The 19259-nt window shown below is 53.8% G+C and carries 8 protein-coding genes; all 8 read right to left on the bottom strand.

Features of this window, described 5'->3' with window-relative positions:
- Window positions 1–204: 204 nt before the first annotated feature.
- From ACO6BQ_RS04375 to ACO6BQ_RS04340, 8 genes are read right to left on the bottom strand one after another with little or no spacing between them, the layout of a single operon-like run.
- Window positions 205–390, bottom strand: a complete 186-nt coding sequence (locus ACO6BQ_RS04375; RefSeq protein ID WP_489119701.1) for a betaine-aldehyde dehydrogenase — start codon at window positions 388–390, stop codon at window positions 205–207.
- Window positions 391–434: 44 nt separating this feature from the next.
- Window positions 435–12107, bottom strand: coding sequence for a transglycosylase SLT domain-containing protein (locus ACO6BQ_RS04370; protein ID WP_489119700.1), 11673 nt, complete (start codon window positions 12105–12107; stop codon window positions 435–437).
- 12 nt (window positions 12108–12119) lie between these two features.
- Window positions 12120–13970 carry a hypothetical protein gene (locus ACO6BQ_RS04365; protein ID WP_489119699.1) on the bottom strand — a complete coding sequence of 617 codons (1851 nt, stop codon included), beginning with the start codon at window positions 13968–13970 and terminating at the stop codon, window positions 12120–12122.
- A 13-nt stretch (window positions 13971–13983) separates the two neighbouring features.
- Window positions 13984–15537 carry a Hint domain-containing protein gene (locus tag ACO6BQ_RS04360; RefSeq protein WP_489119698.1) on the bottom strand — a complete coding sequence of 518 codons (1554 nt, stop codon included), beginning with the start codon at window positions 15535–15537 and terminating at the stop codon, window positions 13984–13986.
- A 14-nt stretch (window positions 15538–15551) separates the two neighbouring features.
- Entirely contained in the window at window positions 15552–15971 is a 420-nt protein-coding gene (locus ACO6BQ_RS04355) for a hypothetical protein (protein ID WP_489119697.1), read from the bottom strand.
- On the bottom strand, window positions 15968–17326 hold the full coding sequence (locus tag ACO6BQ_RS04350; protein WP_489119696.1) for a hypothetical protein: 1359 nt from the start codon (window positions 17324–17326) through the stop codon (window positions 15968–15970). The genes ACO6BQ_RS04355 and ACO6BQ_RS04350 overlap by 4 nt, the downstream gene beginning before the upstream one ends.
- 13 nt (window positions 17327–17339) lie before the next feature.
- A complete protein-coding gene (locus ACO6BQ_RS04345) occupies window positions 17340–17561 on the bottom strand; it encodes a hypothetical protein (protein WP_489119695.1) in 222 nt (73 codons plus the stop codon).
- A gap of 15 nt (window positions 17562–17576) precedes the next feature.
- Entirely contained in the window at window positions 17577–19208 is a 1632-nt protein-coding gene (locus ACO6BQ_RS04340) for a BspA family leucine-rich repeat surface protein (RefSeq protein WP_489119694.1), read from the bottom strand.
- Between the last annotated feature and the right edge of the window lie 51 nt (window positions 19209–19259).

Genomic DNA, 19259 nt, shown 5'->3' with positions numbered 1-19259 from the left:
ACGAGGAATACAAACGCCGCAAAAATCTGTGCATGCTCCTCTGCTGCAACAGATACGATGCAGGATAGGGCGAGTTTCATCCCCCACCCCTCCTGCAATTTCTGAAATACGTGAACCATCATATCCACTCCTTTACTTGCTCCTTTCCGCGCATCAAAAAGGCGCACACATCCCTCGCGTGTGCGCCCTGTATGCAACTTTCCCCTAAGCCTTTGTGATCTCAACCATGACCTGATCGCCGTACGTGATGGCATCCGCCTCAACAGAGTCTTCGGTGTTCACCGAGAACATCGCCCCCGTCGCCTCATCCGTGAATGTGAAGGTCGTGAGTTTCGTGTCTTCCCCAGTCGGATAGGTGACTTTTCCAGTAACAACATAGTTTTTCTTCATTGTGATTTTCCTTTCTTGAGAAATGCAATTTTTCCTTGCGTTTCTCATTCATCATCCACTGTATCATAGAGCGTTTCTCTCTTGGCTTCCCCCTTTCTCTGCCGTGACGCTCCCGATTTGTTGCTTGTCTTCGGTCTCCCTTCCCTTGCGCGCTCAAGGGCGGTGCGTTCCTGCTGAATCCGCGCCTCCTTGATCTGCTTGTCGGTGATGCCGAGGGCATTGATGGTGCGGCGGTTCTCATCCGACGGATCGGCGATATAGTCCTGAATCGCCTCGCGCTTGATCTGTGCCGCTTTTCCCTTCTGCTCATACTCATAGTGCATGATAAACGCGTTCTTGCTCTCCTCTACGCTGCGGAATCCGAGCGCATGAACGAGTTTGTCGTAGGTGCTGTCATAGCGTGCGTTGACCCTGTGCCGCGTGGTGCGGGATTCGCCGAACGCCGCCTGGAACATATTCCCCAGAGCTGGCGATACGGCTTTCAGTGCTTCGATGGGATTGCCCTGCGCCAACTGATGACGCGCACTGTAAACACTGTTCAGGGCGGGCCCGCCGAGCTGCTGAATCGCCATTTCGCCGACACTCTCCGGCTTATGCGCACCGTAGAACTCGCCGCCGAACGCATTGCTCATGCCGATGCGCCCTGAGATGTCAAGACCGAAGGTCGGCGCAAGTATGCCGTAAAGCGCGGTTTCTGCAATCGCCTTTTTCACGGGGTCTTTGCCCGCCCAGCGCAGCACCTCTGCTTTGACTTCCTGCGCGAAGTCCTTGTCGTCGTCGCCCGCCACGAATCCGAACAGGTCGGAGAAGATCTGGTTTAACAGTCCGCCGAACGGGATGCTGGCAGGGATGCCGCAGAAAAGGACATAGGGGACAAAGAAGCGTACCTTTTGCCCGCGTGTGCCGTTCTTCATGATGTTATACATGAACTCGAACTGCATGATGGGGTACTTCTGGAACTGGGAGAGCTGCTGCGTGAAAACGGAGCCGGCGCGGAATATTCCCGGCGCGTTCGCCGAGGAGCAGTCAAAGTTCGCGTCGTCGTTGATCTCCTGTGCATAGGCAAGTGCCTCTGCCGAGAGTTCATCGCCCGGTGCGGTCTTCATTCCTTTCTGCTCCACGCCCTGATAGTATGCGCCGAGCACGGCCGCCTTGCGCATGAGCATATCGGCTTCCCGGAACGGGATGAGCGTCCACTCGCCGACTTTCTTGATGCCGCTGTAGATGCCGCGCACCCTGCCGCCGCGCCGCTGCGTATAGCCGCCGTTGTCGTCCGCCGCATTGATGTCGCCCAAAATCCCCGAAGCCTCGATGATCTTCTCGTCCATCGCCGATGGATGAAGCGCCCTTTTCAGTCCCTTCATGGCATAGCCGTAGTCGTTCAGCGCAGCTCCTATGTTGATGAACTGTGAGAAGTTGACCGTCGCCGAGGCGAAATTAAAGAGGCCCATCTTGGTGATGGCGTTCCATGTGGAGAGTTCCCCGTTGAGGGCAAGCGCAACGCGGTCGCCGAATTTGTCCGTGACATACTTGCCGATCGGCGTTTTCTTGATGAGGTCGTTGAGTGCCGTTTCCACCCGGCGTGGATTGCCGTTCACATCGTTGATGTAGTTCTTGCAATACTGCGCCGTGAGATTTTTCGGTTCATCGTCGAACCGCCCGAAGAAACGTTCGTACATACTGATTGCGGCGGGTTTGAAGTCCTCCATGGCGATGTAACGCGCCGCACTGTTGAAGTAGTGCGCGAGTACCCATTGTACGTCCTGGTCGAAGCCCTTGCCGTCCTTGCGCTCAAGGAGACTGCCGAAGAAACGGTGACGGGATTTGAGGCTTGCCCCCGCATTGTTGAGCAGGAGGGAACGCGCATCTGCAAGACTGATCTCCGTGCTCTCGGCGAGTTTCTGAGACATCTGTGCAAAGTCCATATCGCCGATGACGGCGGCGTTTTCCGTGCCGAGGTCAAATCCTTTCGGGCGCAGGATATATTGTTTGTCCTTATTCTTTGCCGCAATTTCGTTTCCGATCTTCACGGCTTCGTTCATCGTTCGCCCACTCGCTACAGAAGTATAACGTTCCTCTCCCGTCTTCGGGTCTTTGTACTTCTCATAAATCATCCACTCGTGGAAGAAATGCGGCATGTATCCCGTACGCCTGAACACAGGTTTGATGCGCTCTACGTAGCTCACGGAGAACGTACCGTCTCCCTCTGGAATGACACTTGTCACATTGACGTTTTCATCCTTCTTCATGAGCTCCAACGCCTCGGCATCCATCGTTTTTCCCTTTACGTCATAGGTTCTTCCTCCTCTCCACGTCAAAAGCACCCTGCCATCCGCACGCGGAACAGCACTGATGACATCCGCATCTTCAATCCAGTGGTTCTTTTTGAAGCTCTCCACGGATTCGGGGGCAAGCGTCTGTGAACGTGTCTTCACCTGTGTCTGCGCGTCGCGCAGCATCTTGTAGGCTTTCTCTAGCTCGCGGCGCACGAGCCTATATGCCTTAATGACGCGCTCGTTTGCGCCAAGGGAGCGAAGCTCGGCATCGGAAAACACCCTGCCCTCCGCGTCGCCCTGCCAGAGAATGGCCGTGATGGATTTCAAATCCTTCTCGTTCTTCACAAGCTCGTTAAATTCTTTGAGTGCCTTGCCGAACTCGTTGCGAAGTTTCTCCTGCTTCTTCATCGCCTTGTGCGCCAGATCATAGAGTACCTTCACGAACGGATTACGCTTTGCCACCTGCCGTACGCTCTTCACATCGTCTGCAAAACCGACATCATGCGTGTCGGGATAGTAGGTCACAGCGATTTTCCCGTCCTTCTGCTTTTCTTTGGAGATGATGTTCTTCTCTTGAATCCACCGCTCGCGAATGCGTTTTTCAAGGTCTTTCGGTGAGAGCGTCACCGTCCGCTGCACGCGTCCCGGCAGTTCGAGATTGTCCGCAGGAGCGACGCCGACAAGGCTGCGAATGCGGTCTTTGAGCAGCTTGAAGTTGCCCTTGGGGGCGTTGTTGCTCGTGTTCGCTGAGAATTTGGGCGTAGAAAAAGCACCCTGAGATTCAAGGTGCTTTGTATTCAGGCTGTTTTTGTGTCCTGTGTGTGCGCTTCCGCCGTGTCTTGCGTTGGCTCGTTCGAGGTCTCGCCAAGAATGTACTCCAGCAAGGAACTCTCGATTTCCTCTTTGCTGAAAGGCGGCTTCTTTGTAGATAAATCCACCATAATCAAGCATCTCCTTCATGGTTGACTTGTACTGCTCGAACAGTTCGTTGATCTCATCATCGGTGAAGTCTTCGCGTTTCGTGATACGCTCGATGATATTACGCTTATTGACGCGCGGCGAGTTGAAGATATTCCACTGTGTCTTGAACACGCGAAGTGCTTCTTCACGGGAGGTTGAGTTCTCATCCTCAAGTTCCTTTTGAATCTCTGCAAAAGGAATTCCCTGTTTGAGCATCTCATGTACCCGCGTTTTCATACGGGCAAGGACATTGGAGCAAATCGCCTCTTTACGCGCTTCACCGAGATTTCTTCCACCTTCATTATCCCCCTCCTTCCCTCTATTGTCAAGCGAATATTTCACCGTCGGCAAAGGTTTCCCGCCGCGCAGGGTAATACGCGCCCCCTCGTTTTCGATGCGGAAGATCGCTTTCCCCTCCGCGTCGCGAATCGAACCGACGAGATTCCCGAACGCCCGCGTCATGGCAACGCGCTGCGTACTCGTAAGCCCGCCCTGCGGCGTATGAAAATGGTCGTGGAATCGCCGCATGACATCACGAATCCACGCAACAACGCGCTGCACAAGGCCCGTGTCGCGTTTCCCAATGTCCCGCAGGAGCGGAACGCGGCGTTTCACGTCGGGCAGAGCGTCCGCAAGCATCTCCTCTATCACATCCGCGTCGCTCATCTCGGGCGCACCGATTTCCCTGCGGTATGCGTCAAGTTGCTCTTTTGTGAAGCCCTCCTCGCCGCTGATCGCCGCCACGAGGTCATTGTAGATGTCGGGATTGTTTGCCTTCATCCAGTGCATCGCCTCATGCCAGAACGTCCATTGCGGCGTGATTTCGCTGTCCACGTTGAGGAAGGTTACACCGTTCTGATGGAATCCATGCAGGGACGGATCGCCCTTGAAGAACACGACGGTTACGCCCATCTCCCGCCCCCAGTCTGCAATCACGCGCTTGCGCGGACTGACACGGTGCGGTGGGATGATTGTGATTCCGTCAAGCATTTCCTGTAGGGCTTCCTGTCGACGGGCGGATGTTTTCCGCTCTCCCGCGCTAAGAAGTGCCTTTGCGGCCTTCAAGAACTCCTGTTTTCGTTCCTCATCGGCAAAGGTGACTTTGCCGCGCTCATCCTTCGCGCCGTATTCGAGTGCGGCTTTTTTGAGCGATGGCGCGAGCTGTAAAATGTTTTCAAGTGTCGGTTCTTGCTTGCTTTCTGCCTCGTTTGGTGATATATTAGAGACAGAAGAAAGAACATCCTCTCCATCGCGACGAGAACGCATAGGCGCGGTGGCAGTAGCAACGGTTGAGCCGTCACCCTCGCCGCTCGCACTGGATGTTCTTTTTTTCATGCTGTCATACGTTTCCCAGCCCGACAAGAGCCATGCACCGCTATCATCATTCATGGAGAGAAGTGCCACATATCCGTTATGTTCAAGAACAAGCCGTGACTGCGTGCTTCCCCCAGCCGTCTTTTCTTGAATCACCTCTCCCTTTGCGATCGTCTCTACAATTTTGTCCAGCAGTTCAGAGCCGCTTTCAGGGACGTGTTTCGCAAGAATATGTGCAATCCCCTTCCCTTGCTTAAACTTTGCACCTTTTCCCGCTTCGCCCCACACAAAGTCAATCGCACCCACATCGGAACGTTCCATTGCGTTTTTGACATCCTGATGCGTTGCAACAACGGTCTGCATCGCTTTCTTGCCGTTTTCGATATTCTCAGCAACATCAGCTTCCTCCATCGCAATCATCCGCGCCATGACGGCTTCCACCTCGGGCGTTGCTCTGCCGCCCGTTCCCGTGAACGCCTGATAGACGCGCTGAAGGAATGCTCGGAACTTGGCGAATACGGAACGCAGTCCCTTTGTCGGGGCTTCGCCGTATTGGAGATACCGCTCGAAACCACGGGCGAAGCGTTCATGCTCCCACTGACGTTTGAGCTTATTCGCCTTCTTCTCGTCGCCCCTCTTGAGCGCAGCGCGAATCCTCGCGTCAAGGTATGCAAACTCGGCTTCGAACGGTGTCCCTTTGTACTCCGCCGCTTGACCTTCGCTCCACGCCGCCCATTTGCGCACGGTCTGAAGCTCCTCTGCGCTCGTCGGGGACATGTCTGCAAGTCGCTCAAGGTCAAGGAGGAAAAGATGCCCCATCTCGTGAAGGAAGGTGGATTCGTCCGCCCCCGCGAGGAGGGAGATGATCCGCTGCCCGTCCTTCATGTCCTGTGTCGTGCCCTTGATGATTGCGTTCATCTGCTGGTTGAACTTCTCGATGATGGAGATCGCCTGGTCGTCGAAGATGACATAGCAGCGACCGTCACGCCCGCCGACGTAGGTGATGCCCTTGATACCGACCTCGTTCAATGCGAGAGAGGCGGCTTTGTCGCCGAGTAATTTGCCGGAAACCTTTTTGTATATCCCTCTCCCGTTATCTATATTGCGGAGTACAATACGCGCAAGCTCTTTCCCTTTCGGCAAAGAATCCAGAAACTTCTCGTATTCTTCCTTTTGTTGTTCCAGTGTTTCTTCATAGGCAAAAAGAGAACCTTCAAGATCATCTCTCGATTTTTCAATATTTTCAATAGCTTTTTCAAAGTCGAAAATATCGTCATAATCGATCTCGCTTATCTCTTGAAAATCAAAATATTCCTTTTTCACTATATCCGCGTAGGCGTTCGTGCGCTCTGAACGAGAGGCTTGTGTATCCAGCGCGACACGCAGGCACTCTATCACTTCTTCCGTTTCACTGATTTCCTTTTCTGCAAATTTCCAAGTATCAATATCATCCGCGCTAAAGAGATTCTTTTCGGAACAGAGATCAACCAGCTTTTCCTGCACGAACTTCGGCTGCTCATCAAACGGCTTCTGCTCGTCGAGAAGAACGTCATTGTCAGGGATTTCGACTTCAAAGAGACTGCCGGGCTTCGGTTTCCCTATTTTGACCTTAGAAACATCCAGCTTCTTCAGTTCCGTCAACTCCCCCTCAAGATGTTTGATGCGGGAAACAAAGAACTCGTTTGTATGGTGAATTTGATCTGTCAAATATTCGGATATGGGTTCACCGCCGTGCCCTGACGAAATCTCACTCTGTAGTCGTTGCTTGTCATACCCGTTGGGCAATATTTTTTCAACCGCCTCCACGGTAGCTCCAACATTGGAATCAATGAGACGCAAAGCAGGTTGATACTCCTCAGCTTCTTTCTTTGTCGCATTCAAATCACGTTGAACGCGAGCTATCGCATCTTCCCGCTGGATGTTCAGTTCGGCTTCACTGCGATTCTCAATGATGCCAAGATCTATAACTGCATAATACAGTGAGCCCGAAAGGGATTCCATTGGCACGCCATTATATGTGATGCCGCTTGTATTGTTGTAGGTCAACTTTTCCCTATACCCTTCCGACACCTTCCTCTCTTTTGCAAAATACAGCCCCCAGCCGTGCACCTGTGCGCCCTCGCCCGTACCAATTGCTCCAAGGTCAAAGCCATCGAAGTCATACGGAGTACCGTGCCATGCGCTCTGGTTGAAACTTTCTGTCTCTATCGGCGCATATTGCCCCTCATCACTGTGAATCCATGCAATATCTTTCACAGAGACTTTCTTGGAGTAGACCTTGCCACTTCCTGCATAATCCTGCGCTTGTATCTTGCTTGGCGTAACAAAGACGCCCGGCGCAATAGGATAACTGCTATAAATAGTGACCTCGCCGTTCTTGAGAGCGGCTTTCCCATCAGTCTCCGTAAAATCCGGATATAGATAGGATTCGTCTTCATCCACCTTTGTTTCAAAGGCTTCTTTCGCCGTGAGAATATCATCCACCGAACGAATGCCCGTGTGTATATCATCGTGCATTGGATTTGTTTCTTCGATGATACGGAACTGCATTTCTTTACGGTCGTCATCGGATAAATCCGCCCGCTGCGCATACACATTCCCATCCGCGTCCTTGACACCGGAGAGCATGTCGCGTATACTGATGATATCAGAAGCTCTCGTTGACCCAACAAAAGGTGAAATTCCTTGCAGGGGACGAGAGCTTCTATTTTCTATGATTACATCATAGAGACTGATCTCCGCCGGGTTGAGTGTGATGATATTACCGCTCTCTTCACCGACAACACGAATTGTATGCAGTTCACCATTAACCCGCACGGGTACATAGAAGCGATGATAGGCACGTACATTTGGCTTCTTTGCGGTCTTTCGGTTCGGAGTGCTCTCAACAAGGACTGCATTTTTAAGTAAGTCACGAACAGAGCGAACGCTTGCCTGGCGGACTTTATATGTATCGGTATCAAGTCCCTTACGGCTAGAGTAGGTAACATGACGTGCTTTCGTTTCGAGATCAAACATCGCCTTTCCATCCGCAGACGGAATCGTCCCCTCTTTTTGTGCAAGTCCACGCAGGAAATTCAAAACATCCTTGTTTGACATCTTCTGTTGTGGCAGTGCCGCCGTAATATCAACCACAGGAACTTGCTCGTCCAGATTTACGCCTGCATTTAGTGCCTGCGTAAACCCGTCTGCATTCCCGCCGTATTGCAGGGCGAACCACAGACGATAGTAGTCCATCGCCGTGAAGGGCTTGCCCGTAATGGCACGCATCTTGCGGGCGATGATCTCGGCATGACGCGCAAGGAGGATTGCGCCCACAGAGGAGGAACGACCGACCAGCTTGTTCTTGAAGCTCCTGAGTTTGTCGCGCACCATCCGATAGACGTTTTTCGCGTCCGCGCTGAATCCCTTGAGAGCTTCGCGCTCGTTCTCGCTGAGTGGGTTTTCCTTGCTTTCTACCTCCGCAGATGATATAGTGGAAGTAGAAGGATCTTTACTCTTCCCATGGGTGTTCGGGGATGTACCAACACCACCATTATGGTTGGTCTCCTCCAGAAGGGTGTCGTCGGTGGTAACGGCAGACGGATTAGCACTCCCGTCAAAGAGTAAAGTTCCTCTTATTTTTTCCTTATGTGGCATAGCGGAAACGATAACATAGTAGTTCTCGCCCGTCTGTTCAAGTTCGAGATCAATCGGCATAAAGCCTTTGCTCTCGTCCCCCTTACAGTAGAGGACAAAACGATGCGGACGCTTCTCTGTCTGCTGGCTATACACCTGATTGAAATTTTGAAGGATATGGTTGATGTAATCCATCACGCCATATCCTTTTTGTTTCATCTGGGCGGCGTGCTCTTTGACTAAATGCACAAAACCGCCATCTTCTGTCCCCACGCGCAGACGAATCGGGGCAGACTTCACCTTGCCGCTCGTTGCGTCCTCAATCTCCTGCGGAATCTCCCCGAAGTTCCTGCTTCCGTTCGGCTTGATGATAAATTCCTGCGGGTCTGCCTCGGAAAGGGGTCTGCCCGATTCCGACCGATAGCCGGGAGGAAGCTCGTTCTCCGCCTCATTTTGGGCAGACTTCTCCCTGACGCTGTGAGAGCCGTTTTGAGCGCGTTCCCCACGCTGTGCAAGGGTTCTGTCGTCTACGGCATTTCGCGTCTCCTGTGCATCCTCCTGTGCGTTCTGTGAGGGGTTCACGTCCCCGCTTTTCCCCGCACGTGCTTCCTGCTCCGCACGCTTTTCCTCCCATGCTCCGATCTTATCGTTTGCCGCCCGGATTGCTTTTCCGCGACCACCTGCGAGGTCATATCCCAACTGTTTGGGAATATGGATCTTGTTGTCCGTCATGAAGCGTCCAAGAGAGCGTCCGAGTGCACGGCGTTCCTCAATGTTATCGGGCAGATGCGTCGGCACATTCGGGCGCACGCCAACAACAGGCACATGGGCTTTCGCCGAAGGAACTACCGTAGGCGGTGCACTCTGCTGTGGCGCATATGGTGTGATATTCGTCGCATTCCTGCTTCCATGCTCCATGAGCGTATCATAGAACTGTGCCACACCTGGGACATTTGCCGCGCGTGCGATCTGTGCAGTCGCCGCCCAGTCCTGCCGATTTCTTGCTGCGACATATTCGGGGATGGAAAGAAGCGGCTGTTCCCACTGCTGAACCTTCGAGAGTATCCCCGCAAGCTCTTCCTGCGAAACAAGTGTGTGCGGCTGCTCGGTCTGTGCCGTCTGTACCGCATCCGCCGTGCCACTTTGAAGTCCAGCTGCAAACGCATCCGAAATAGGAGGTTCTTCCTGCAGCATCTGCATGACGTTTTCGGGCGGAGCGGGCATCTCCGTCGGTGCATTCTGCGCGGGAACGATCTGCTGAACCGTCGGGGGGACTGCTCCGTTCTGTACGGGCTGTGCATTCGCCTGTGTCGCAAGAGCCGCAAGTGCCTGTTTCGTTTCCTCGATCTGCTGCTGGCTTTCAATCGCCGCCCGCGTCTTCTGCGCCCGCTGTTCTTTCCCGAGCGTTGTCATGGTCTGAACGATGCGCTGCGGGTCTTTCTCGAAAATGCCCTTTATGTCCTTGCGGTCAATGAGGCTCTGCCACTCGTTGACGTGTTCGGCTTCCAAGGCGGGGTCTGTACCGCTTCCGATGGGCGTGTCACGCGCCATCTCTGCCGCCTGCAAGATTGCAGCGTGCTGTTCTGGTGTCAAGGAATCCGTGTCGATGAGCTTCTGAATCTTTTCCTGAGTCGCCGCAATATTTGTCTCGTCTGCGATGAGTCCTGTGAAGTCTGGCATCACAGGCGCAGCAAGGGAATGTGCTCCTGCTCCGCTGAACTGTGCACCCGTCTTGATGATCTTCGTCGGGACAAGTGGTTCGCCGTTCTCGCTCGTCCCCATCGCCGTATAATCCGTTTCCTGAACGACCTTGTTTCGCTCCGTGGAGTTGCCGATATAGCCGCCCTTACCGTCGTAGAGAACAACGTGCAGCTGCGGGTCGCTCCCGTCACCGTAGACAATGACATCGCCCTCTTCGAGACTGTTTGGGTCAAACGGAATGACGCGATCTCCTGCGTGCTCAACAAGGCGGTCGACATTGACAACGCCGTTCTCGAGTTCCTGCGCAAGGAACGGACAGGACTTCGCCCCGATCTTCGTTACAGCTTCGACACAGCCCTGTGTTCCGTTGTCCATTGTTACACCGATATAAGGCGCAGCATCATCCGCAAGGTTGCGCATACGCTGCGGGATAGAGGTATCGTAGCCGTCCAGTCCGCCCAAGACCTTACGCACATAGTCCTGCGTCTCCTCAAACGGCGGGATTCCACCGTGCTGCTTGACGGCATTCGGGCCAGCGTTATATGCTGCGACCGCCTTTTCGACATCACCGTCAAATGTATCCAGCAGTTCACGCATATACTTCGCGCCACCCTCAATGTTGCCGGCGAGATCGTTCGGGTCAACCCCAAGTCCAGCCGCTGTGTCGGGCATGAGCTGCATCATACCGATTGCACCCGCCTCAGAGCGTGCATCCTGATTGTACTCTGATTCCGTCTGCGCGATGGAGTGAAGGAGATTCACGGGAATGCCGTACTTCTCTGCCGCCTGTGCAATGAGTGCGTCGATGTTCTCATTGCCAGAGGACTTCATGGGGGCATCCGAGGAAGGACGCGACACTCGATTACCCAAACGCCGCGCAATGGCCATTCCGCCGACGAGCGGAAGGCCGCCGGCAACCCCCATCCTTGCCGCATCCCATTGTCCTTCTGTCCAGTTGGATGGGTGCAGTATCTGGGCTGCCGTATTTGCACCATTTCCCATTGCGGCAGCCTGAATCCCCTCCTGCGCCCCCTCTTCATACCCCTGCAAGACTGCTTCTGCTGCCGTCTGAGGTGCATACGCCGCCGCGCGACTAATTCCGTTTGCAACAGGATTCTTAAAGGTCGGTGTCTTTACACCGAGTTTGCCGAGAAGTCCACCCTCAAGGGCATTTGTTGCCGTGAGAAGTGCTGCATTCTTTTTGAACACATCCCACGACGCCGCATTTGCCGCCTCACGGGAAGCACCATTTTCGAGCATTTCGCGCTCTGTGCCGCCGCCTTCCATCATCGCTTCGACGGGTCCCGTCGTTGCCCAACGCACTGCACCGGGAGCAAAATAACTCAGGAGTCCTCCGACTTTCGGAACATTCCCCGCAAGTCTGGCCGCGCCCGCTGCAATTCCACCGACGGGCGCAAGCACGGCGACCGGTGCCATAGAGAGCATAGAGCCGGCCACCATCGCACCAGCGGAGAGGAATCCGTTCGGGTCGAGGACATAGGAAAGAGAGAGCTCGGGCTCACGGTATTCTGGAAGCTGTGCTTCCCCCGCTTTCCCCTTCTCGTACAGATAATTGCTCACAGAATCTGCGCCGAGAAATTGTGCGTAATTAGCAAGCCCCATTGTGATATTGTTCGCGGTGTGTCCGACGAGCTGCCCGAGATACGGAATCTTGTGATAGTTGTATTCCCGATTCGTATAGTCGGCGAGACCGGACACGTCGCCCGCCGAGATGTATTTCCACGCGCTGTCATCAGGGGGAGCGGAAGCCTGTGCGACGGTATTTGCACCCGTGCCCCAATCCCGCTCCACACCTGCGCGCGCCGCAATTCGATCCAGCCAACTCATACCAATCTCTCCTTATCCGTCTCTTCCGTATTTTCTGCCCTCTCCTGAGAGCAAGTCCTCCGCAGCCTGTTCCGCCAACTCACCGCCAACAGACCGAATGATCTGTTTCAACTGTTCCACGGTATACGGGAAGCCGTCGCGGGCGTTTTGTTCCAGGATATTTTGCCCAAAACTGTATACCGAATTTTTGTTATCAGGGTCAACATTATCGTATTCATTGAGTACGACAAGAGCTTTATCCCGTGCATCGGCAAGAGGGTTCGCCCACTCCTCGCCGGGGTGATCTTCATCCCACATCTGCGCCTGTTTGAGAATGTTCAGTGCCTCATTGGGTTTTAGTCCACCGCCCTGTTGAGCACCACTGCGTCCTCCACTGCTCCCCGTACGTTCACCGCGCATCTTCGCCTCTTCCAGTCCGTATTCACCACGAATTTTCGCCGCATCCAGCTGTGCCTGTGCCTGTCGCTGAGAGTTCTGACGACTTGTCGCGGCGACCGTATCCGTGTTGTAGTACTGCCATGCGTTCTTTTGATTCTCCATATCAATGTCCGCACCGAGTTTGTCATAGTTGTACTGAAGTCCTGCAAGATCTTTTGGTGAAATCGTTACAGGAAGTACCTGCACACCGCCGCGTACACGCCCCTTGGTATCATGCGTCATGGCTACCTTTGTCCCGCCAAGGTCGATGGTGTCAAGACGCAGATCGGGATTCGTCGCATTGATAAGCCCCGCAAGATCCGAGACCTTCATGTTCGAGTCTGCCGCTGCCGCCGCGATCAGATACGCCATCTGCGGCGAGGAGGATGCTGCTGCCGCCTGAGCCAGTGCGTTCTTCTTCATCTGCTCCTGCATCTGCTGCGTGCGCTCTGCCATTACAATTTTAGCAATGTTAGAGGGGACACCGTTATCCTTGAGGTACTGCCGAATCTCGCGGTCGCTCATCTTTGCCGCACGCTGCTGTGCAAACGCCTTTGCGATCTCCTCAACTTCCTCCGCATATGTCCGCTCCTTCGGAATCACGCCGCGATCCTGAAGGTATTTGAAGACATCAGCCCCCGAGATAGCCCGACCAAGGGAATCGTTTTGGCCGGGCAGGGTAGGGTTTGCCGTGCCCTCCATTCCGAAGCCCGCATTGGGGTCAAAGTTCAGAAGGTTTCTCCCTTGTGGGCTATATCCTCCGAGCTGCCCTGAGGGCGGTGTCATCGGCTCTGTCCCGGTCACTGGCTGCACAGATACGGCGGGCGCAGGAGAAGCCGCCTGTGGCACCGCACCCGTCTGCAAAGACGCACCTGAACGCGGGATAATCTGCTCTGTCCCCTGTCCAACCATGCCGCCAAGAATATTCCGTGCTGTCTGCCCCGCCCATGCGTTTCGCTGCATCATCTGTTCCTGCATATCAGGGTATTTCTGATACATCATGGGTGCAATTGAACGATTGACTTCCCCTTTGAGTTCGGAGAGGTTCATCCCCGCACCAAGCCGCGAGAGATCAAGTCCCATGCTCTTACCGATACCGCGCCATTCATCCGCGCTTGCATGTGCTTTCGCTTGTATCTCACGGAATTTCTGCACATCGGGCGAATCCTCCGCATAGCCGTTGTTGAGGAGATACTGCGCATCGTTGTCCGCCTGCATCCAGTCTCTCTTTGCCTGAAGAAGGTGCGTTGCAGGGTTCTGTCCGAGCAGACCATTGCCGTAGTATTTGTCCGCCATTGCCTGTGCTCTTCTGCGTTCCTCGCCCGACGGGTCGGTAATTCCGGCGAGCCGATCACGTGCCTTATCAAGACCACGATTGAAATAGTTCTGCGCCCATGACATCGTTCCCGCATGCCCAAGCATGTAACCAAGTTGTTCCCAGTCCATCGTTTACCTCCGTTCATTCATGCCATGTCGCACGGTCGCCGCCCCTTGCAACAAAACCATCCGCGATATAGGTGTTCGCGCCACTGACCTCAATGTCGTGCACAGGACGCTCGCCGCTATAGGTCAACCCGTAAACTGCACCAACACCATGGAGCACATCGCCGATGCGCATATCTCCGAGCGTCTTGTATGTTCCATCCTCCATCAGGAAGGGTTGCGATAGCGTTGCCGAGGTATGGGTAAGCCGACACTGGATGTTATACACATCCGCATAATGTCGCGACATAACGTTCACGACCTCTGCTTCCTGCTCCGCACCATCTGCGTATGACATGACCTTATCGCCGACTTCGATGTGCTCAATGCTCTTTTCCGAGCCGTCCACCATTTTGATCTTTGTACCCGGCGGGAAACAGAAAAGCCCCATACCGAGCCCCTGTGCCGCACCGCCAACGACGCCGCCAAGAAGCCCGCCGAGGAAACCGCCTCCTCCAGATTGCGTTTGCGTCGAGGTCTGCGTACTTGCCCCCTTACCTGCAATACCCGCAAGAGCGTTCGTTGTTGCTCCGTTGAGCCCCATTGACGCATTCCACGCACGGAACGCGGGATTCTGTGCCGCCTCCTGTGCGGCGGCGGCAAGGGCAACCCGCGAACCTGCCAAGTTGGCAAGATTTCCATACAGAGCACTGTTCTGGGCGTTACTGCTCTGCGTATTGGCAAACTGCTGCTGCGCGAGATTTGCCTGTTGCCCAAGGGCATTTTGCAGCTGCTGATACTGCGTGTTGTAGAGATTGCCAAGGTTGTTCGCGAGTGCCGTTGTATTGGTATTCTGCTGCTGTGTGAGCCCCGCAACCTGATTGATGTTCGACTGATACTGACGTGCCACCTCATCGGCGGCATTGCGCTGGATATCGTTCATCGCTCCCGTCGTTACAGAGGAGTTTAGGACGCCGCGATTACCGAGATGCGCAAGTGATTTTCCCATCGTGTTTTGAAGTGCCGAGCGAATACTGTTTTCCATATTCGTTTGATACTTCTGCGGAAGTTCTCCTGAGGCAAGCGAAGCAAGTGTCTTGTTTGCCGTCTCCGTACCTCCCTGATAGACCCCCGCAAGCGTTCCGAGCCGTCCCGCACTTTCTTTCGCAAGAGTCCCCATCTGCCCCGAAAGGTTTCCAAGGCTGCTGTTTGCCGTTCCTGCCGCCGCACTGTTCGAGCCGATGAGTCCTCGCATTCCATTCGTCGCGTCCCCAATCTGGCTCTGACCCTGCTGATTGAGTGAGTTGAAATCCACCTGTACCGCACCAAGCGAGTTCTCGAGGAGCTTGCGTCCGAGATCGTTCAAATAGTAGGCGTTCGGCGCGACCTTTTTTGCATAGTCCGCGCTCGCTTGTGCAAGCTGAATCTCTCCCGGCGTCGGTTGGTAAGAGTTCTGAACCGTCGTGGTGTGGCTACCACCGCCCTTCTTATACCGCACCATACGCCCATAATGCAGCTCTACATAGGTGTCCTTCTCCTCCTGCGGCCACCACTCCTCGCCTTCATACGGATTGCCTTGATAGCAGTTCAATATCGTCACTTCCTTTAGATTTCCCATGTCACAAGATAGGCTGTCGTTCCCGTCTCATCGTAGGTGTAGCCGGGCGATGCTAAAAACCATTTCCCAGTATCCCGATGCGTCGCATAATACCGCCTTGTCCCGTCCGGCAGTTCTTCTGTTCGTTCAATACGATATCCGAAAAGACGTGCATAGGCACGAATTTCCTTGCGGATGCAGATCGTTCCACCCTCATGGATACCGAGTTCCCGCGCCGCCTCCTCCACCTTTTCCTTGAAATAGCGTGCGTCCCCGGCAAGCTGTGCAATGATGACCATATCCGCACGAAAACAAACCTCACAAAAGCCCTTATCAGGGACAAAGAAGAACTCGTACCCCTCTGTTGGTTGAAACAAGTCTTGCGGGTTCTTGCGATTGTAGAACGCAATCCATTCATCAAGCGTCATAGATCAACCACCTCCAACATGAGATGCTTCATCTGAAACGGCGTTGTTGCGCTCACCGTGGTCTGGATGCGCGGCGACGAATGATTGCAGCGCACCTTACGACGGGCATTGGACGGCATCTTGAGCCGCACATTGTCAATCTCTACATTCACATCTCCCGCCTGTGCTGCGGCCATGGAGGAGTCCACACTACGCACGAGAATCTTCTCCGTGCTGATAAGGTCTTTCGGACGCAAACGAAATTCAATCGGTGTGTCTCCATCCTTCAGGTTCTCCTCATCCATCTCATAGAGTGCCTTGCCAGAGGCGACGACAACCGAGTCCATTGTCTCGTTCACCGCTGTCACGGGAACGGCGAATTTCAGCGTTGTTGCCGCACGCACGGCATAGTTGTATGCAATGAACGCCCCGCGCTTTTCCTTTGGCTGAATGAGGAGAAGTTTTCGGCGGCGCAGATGAAAAAGAGCAGGTTCATAGAGCCCGCTCGTTACGAGGATATTCCATTTTTCGCCGAGATCACCCTGCGCGATATTCCCGTAGTCCATCGTTGTGGACATGGTTTTCATGCCATGACGGCTGACGAACACGACATCGTTGCCCACCGCCTCCGCAGCATTCCGTCCGACCGGATCCGTCTGTGTCGCAACGCGGTAGATCATCCACGAGGAGACTTCCTTGTCGCCCGTGAGCTGATAGATCATTCCGTTGTTTTTGAGGATGAGGAGATCGGTTGCAAGCGGGACGACGGCAATAATATCTGCGCTGTCCCCATAGCCGACATCAATCCATGCACCCGTAGAGGCATCGTTATCATCTGTGTTCCACGTCTCCCCGTCGCCCACAGCAGAGAGGAGCACACGGTCGGTTCCTGTACGCACTACACAAAGACGTGCGCCACGGTCGAAGATGAGATCACAGACAGGGCCCTTGGGAACGATCTGTACGCTGTTCTCCTCCGCAAAGTTGTAGAATTGCAGCTTGTCCCCCGAGGCAATCCAGATACGGTTTTGGAACTTCACGCAGATAGGGCGTTTGTCGCCTGTGAGTTTCCCAACCTTGACGGGTGCGACATGAAGTGTCGGCACTTGATAGATACTCCCGTCCCGCAGAAATACGAGAAAGATATTGCTGTCAATGTCGTAGTACGTCCCTAAGATATCTTCAGGAAACGTCACGAGAGGTTTTGAAAGCCCGCCACGCGCCGTAAGCGACCGCTGATACCCGAGGAAATAGAAGTTCTGACATTCCTGCATCTCGTTCATAGCGATAAGATCGCCTTCACTCATGACATTGATACCGCCTGAGAAGTCATTGAATACCAGAGGACGCGCGTTATGCTTCATCATCCGCCGCATGGAATCACCTTCTTCAGCTCGTCGGCAGGGTCACATTCACGACATTCAGATCTGCGTGCCCATTTGCCGCCCGTGCGAAGATTGTCCCCTTAAACGGAAACGGCGTGAGCGGATTGAGAATGAACCCCGAACCGTTCACCTTCTCCGTCGAGATTTCAACCCCGCGTTCCGGCGCATAGAGCGTTCCCTGATTCTCCGTGATCAATGTCCATTCGTCCTTCAGCTTGTACTTCATCATGATCTCCTTTCGTTATGCGGGCGCACTCTTCACGTATGCGCCATAGAGCCGGCAATCCTCCATTGCAATAAATCTGCTTGCGTAGTCCTTCCAGATGTTCTGTGCCTTGTACGTTTGAATCATGGCACGCGGAACGACAAAACGGCATTCGGCGGGCAGATCGGCTAGAATATCCTCGGTGAGTTTGAATATGAACTGCGTGCTGTCGATGATGAGATAGCGCAGATTGCGGCAGTTCTTGAACATATCGGTGTCAAGGCTGTGCTGCACATAAGAGTGACCGACATGCTCTTTATAACTCCCCACATTTCTCGTATCGAAATTACGTAGTCGAATGGATTCAGCGGGTACTGTGTTGAAAAGATATCTTATATCACAGACGTGCCCCATGTTCATCGAGAAGTCAATGAACGCAGCTCCGTAAGACGAGGCAAACAGATTTGAGATATCCGTTACATTTGGCGTAGATACATGGAAAACAAGCCCTTTCTTTCCATCAATCTCGCAATTCTCGGTATATGTCCCCTCAAACATCCCCGACATATTCTCCACAGAGGCGTAGTCAAACGCCGTGAAGATCGTCTGTTTGCACGGTGTACCGCGATAATCCGTTGCCATGACAGCCGGATTGTATCCGGCACCCGCAATCACGACATCGCCGAGGTTGTTAAAGCGATAGAACATTCCCTCCATGTGCTTACACTTACCAGTCTTTCGCATCTTCTCGCCGATGGTAAGCTCTGCGCGGGCATAGGCGAACATGTTCACCGTTGTTTCTACGTTCGAGATATCAAGCATCGTAAGGTCAAGCTTCAAAGGTACAAATGGTACAGTCTCATTCCCGCAGCCTTGAAACATTCCGCCCATCGCCTTTGCCTTTGAGGTATCCCATGCGGTAAAGTCCAGCCTGCACACACGTCGACATCCTGCGAACATCTCGGCAAAGTTCGTGCACTTGCTCACATCCCACTTAGATACGTCAAGGGATTCCAGTTTCCAGCAGTTACGAAACATCCCGCGCATATTGATCGCACGCCCCATCTGCCATTTCGACACATCAAGCACGCTGAGTTCATGACAGTCGCTGAACATATCGACAAAATCCTCAACGTTTTTCGCCTGAAATCCTGCTGCATCCAGCGCAGAGAGTTTCGTGCATTTTGAAAACATCCCGTGCACGTCTTTAACGGGACACTCCTGCGGAATTTTGAAGTTGAGCACTGCTGTGAGGGACATACATTCATGGAACAGCATGCTCATATTCGTGACGTTCCAGCCCGTTCCAAAGTCTGCAAAGTCCACAAGCTCAAGACTGAGCGCACGATTGAACACCCCTGTCCAGTCGGGGATACGCTTTAGCAAATCGCTCGAAAGCGCTGCCATGAATTCCAGGCGGCTCGCAATCTCCTCACGGTCGAGCTTCTCTTTCCCCGCCGCTTCAACCTTCCATTCCACAGGGTCAAGCGACACAAGCGTGTATGTTTTCTTCTCATCCGAACGGAAGCACTTCATGCCGAGCACAAGGTTTTCCGTCGGAAACGCCTCGCCCGCATGCGTGGAGCGCAGTGTATTCAGGCTGTTATTCCATATATCCCGCGCTTCCTGCACAGTATTGGATGGCAGCACCTCTCTGTAGTCCTGCATAGTCTCACCTCCTATTTTGCGTACAAGAAAAGCACCATCCGAAGATGCGTG

It is taken from the genome of Centipeda sp. (in: firmicutes), from assembly GCF_057271695.1.
This window is presented reverse-complemented; position numbering and strand designations above follow the sequence as displayed.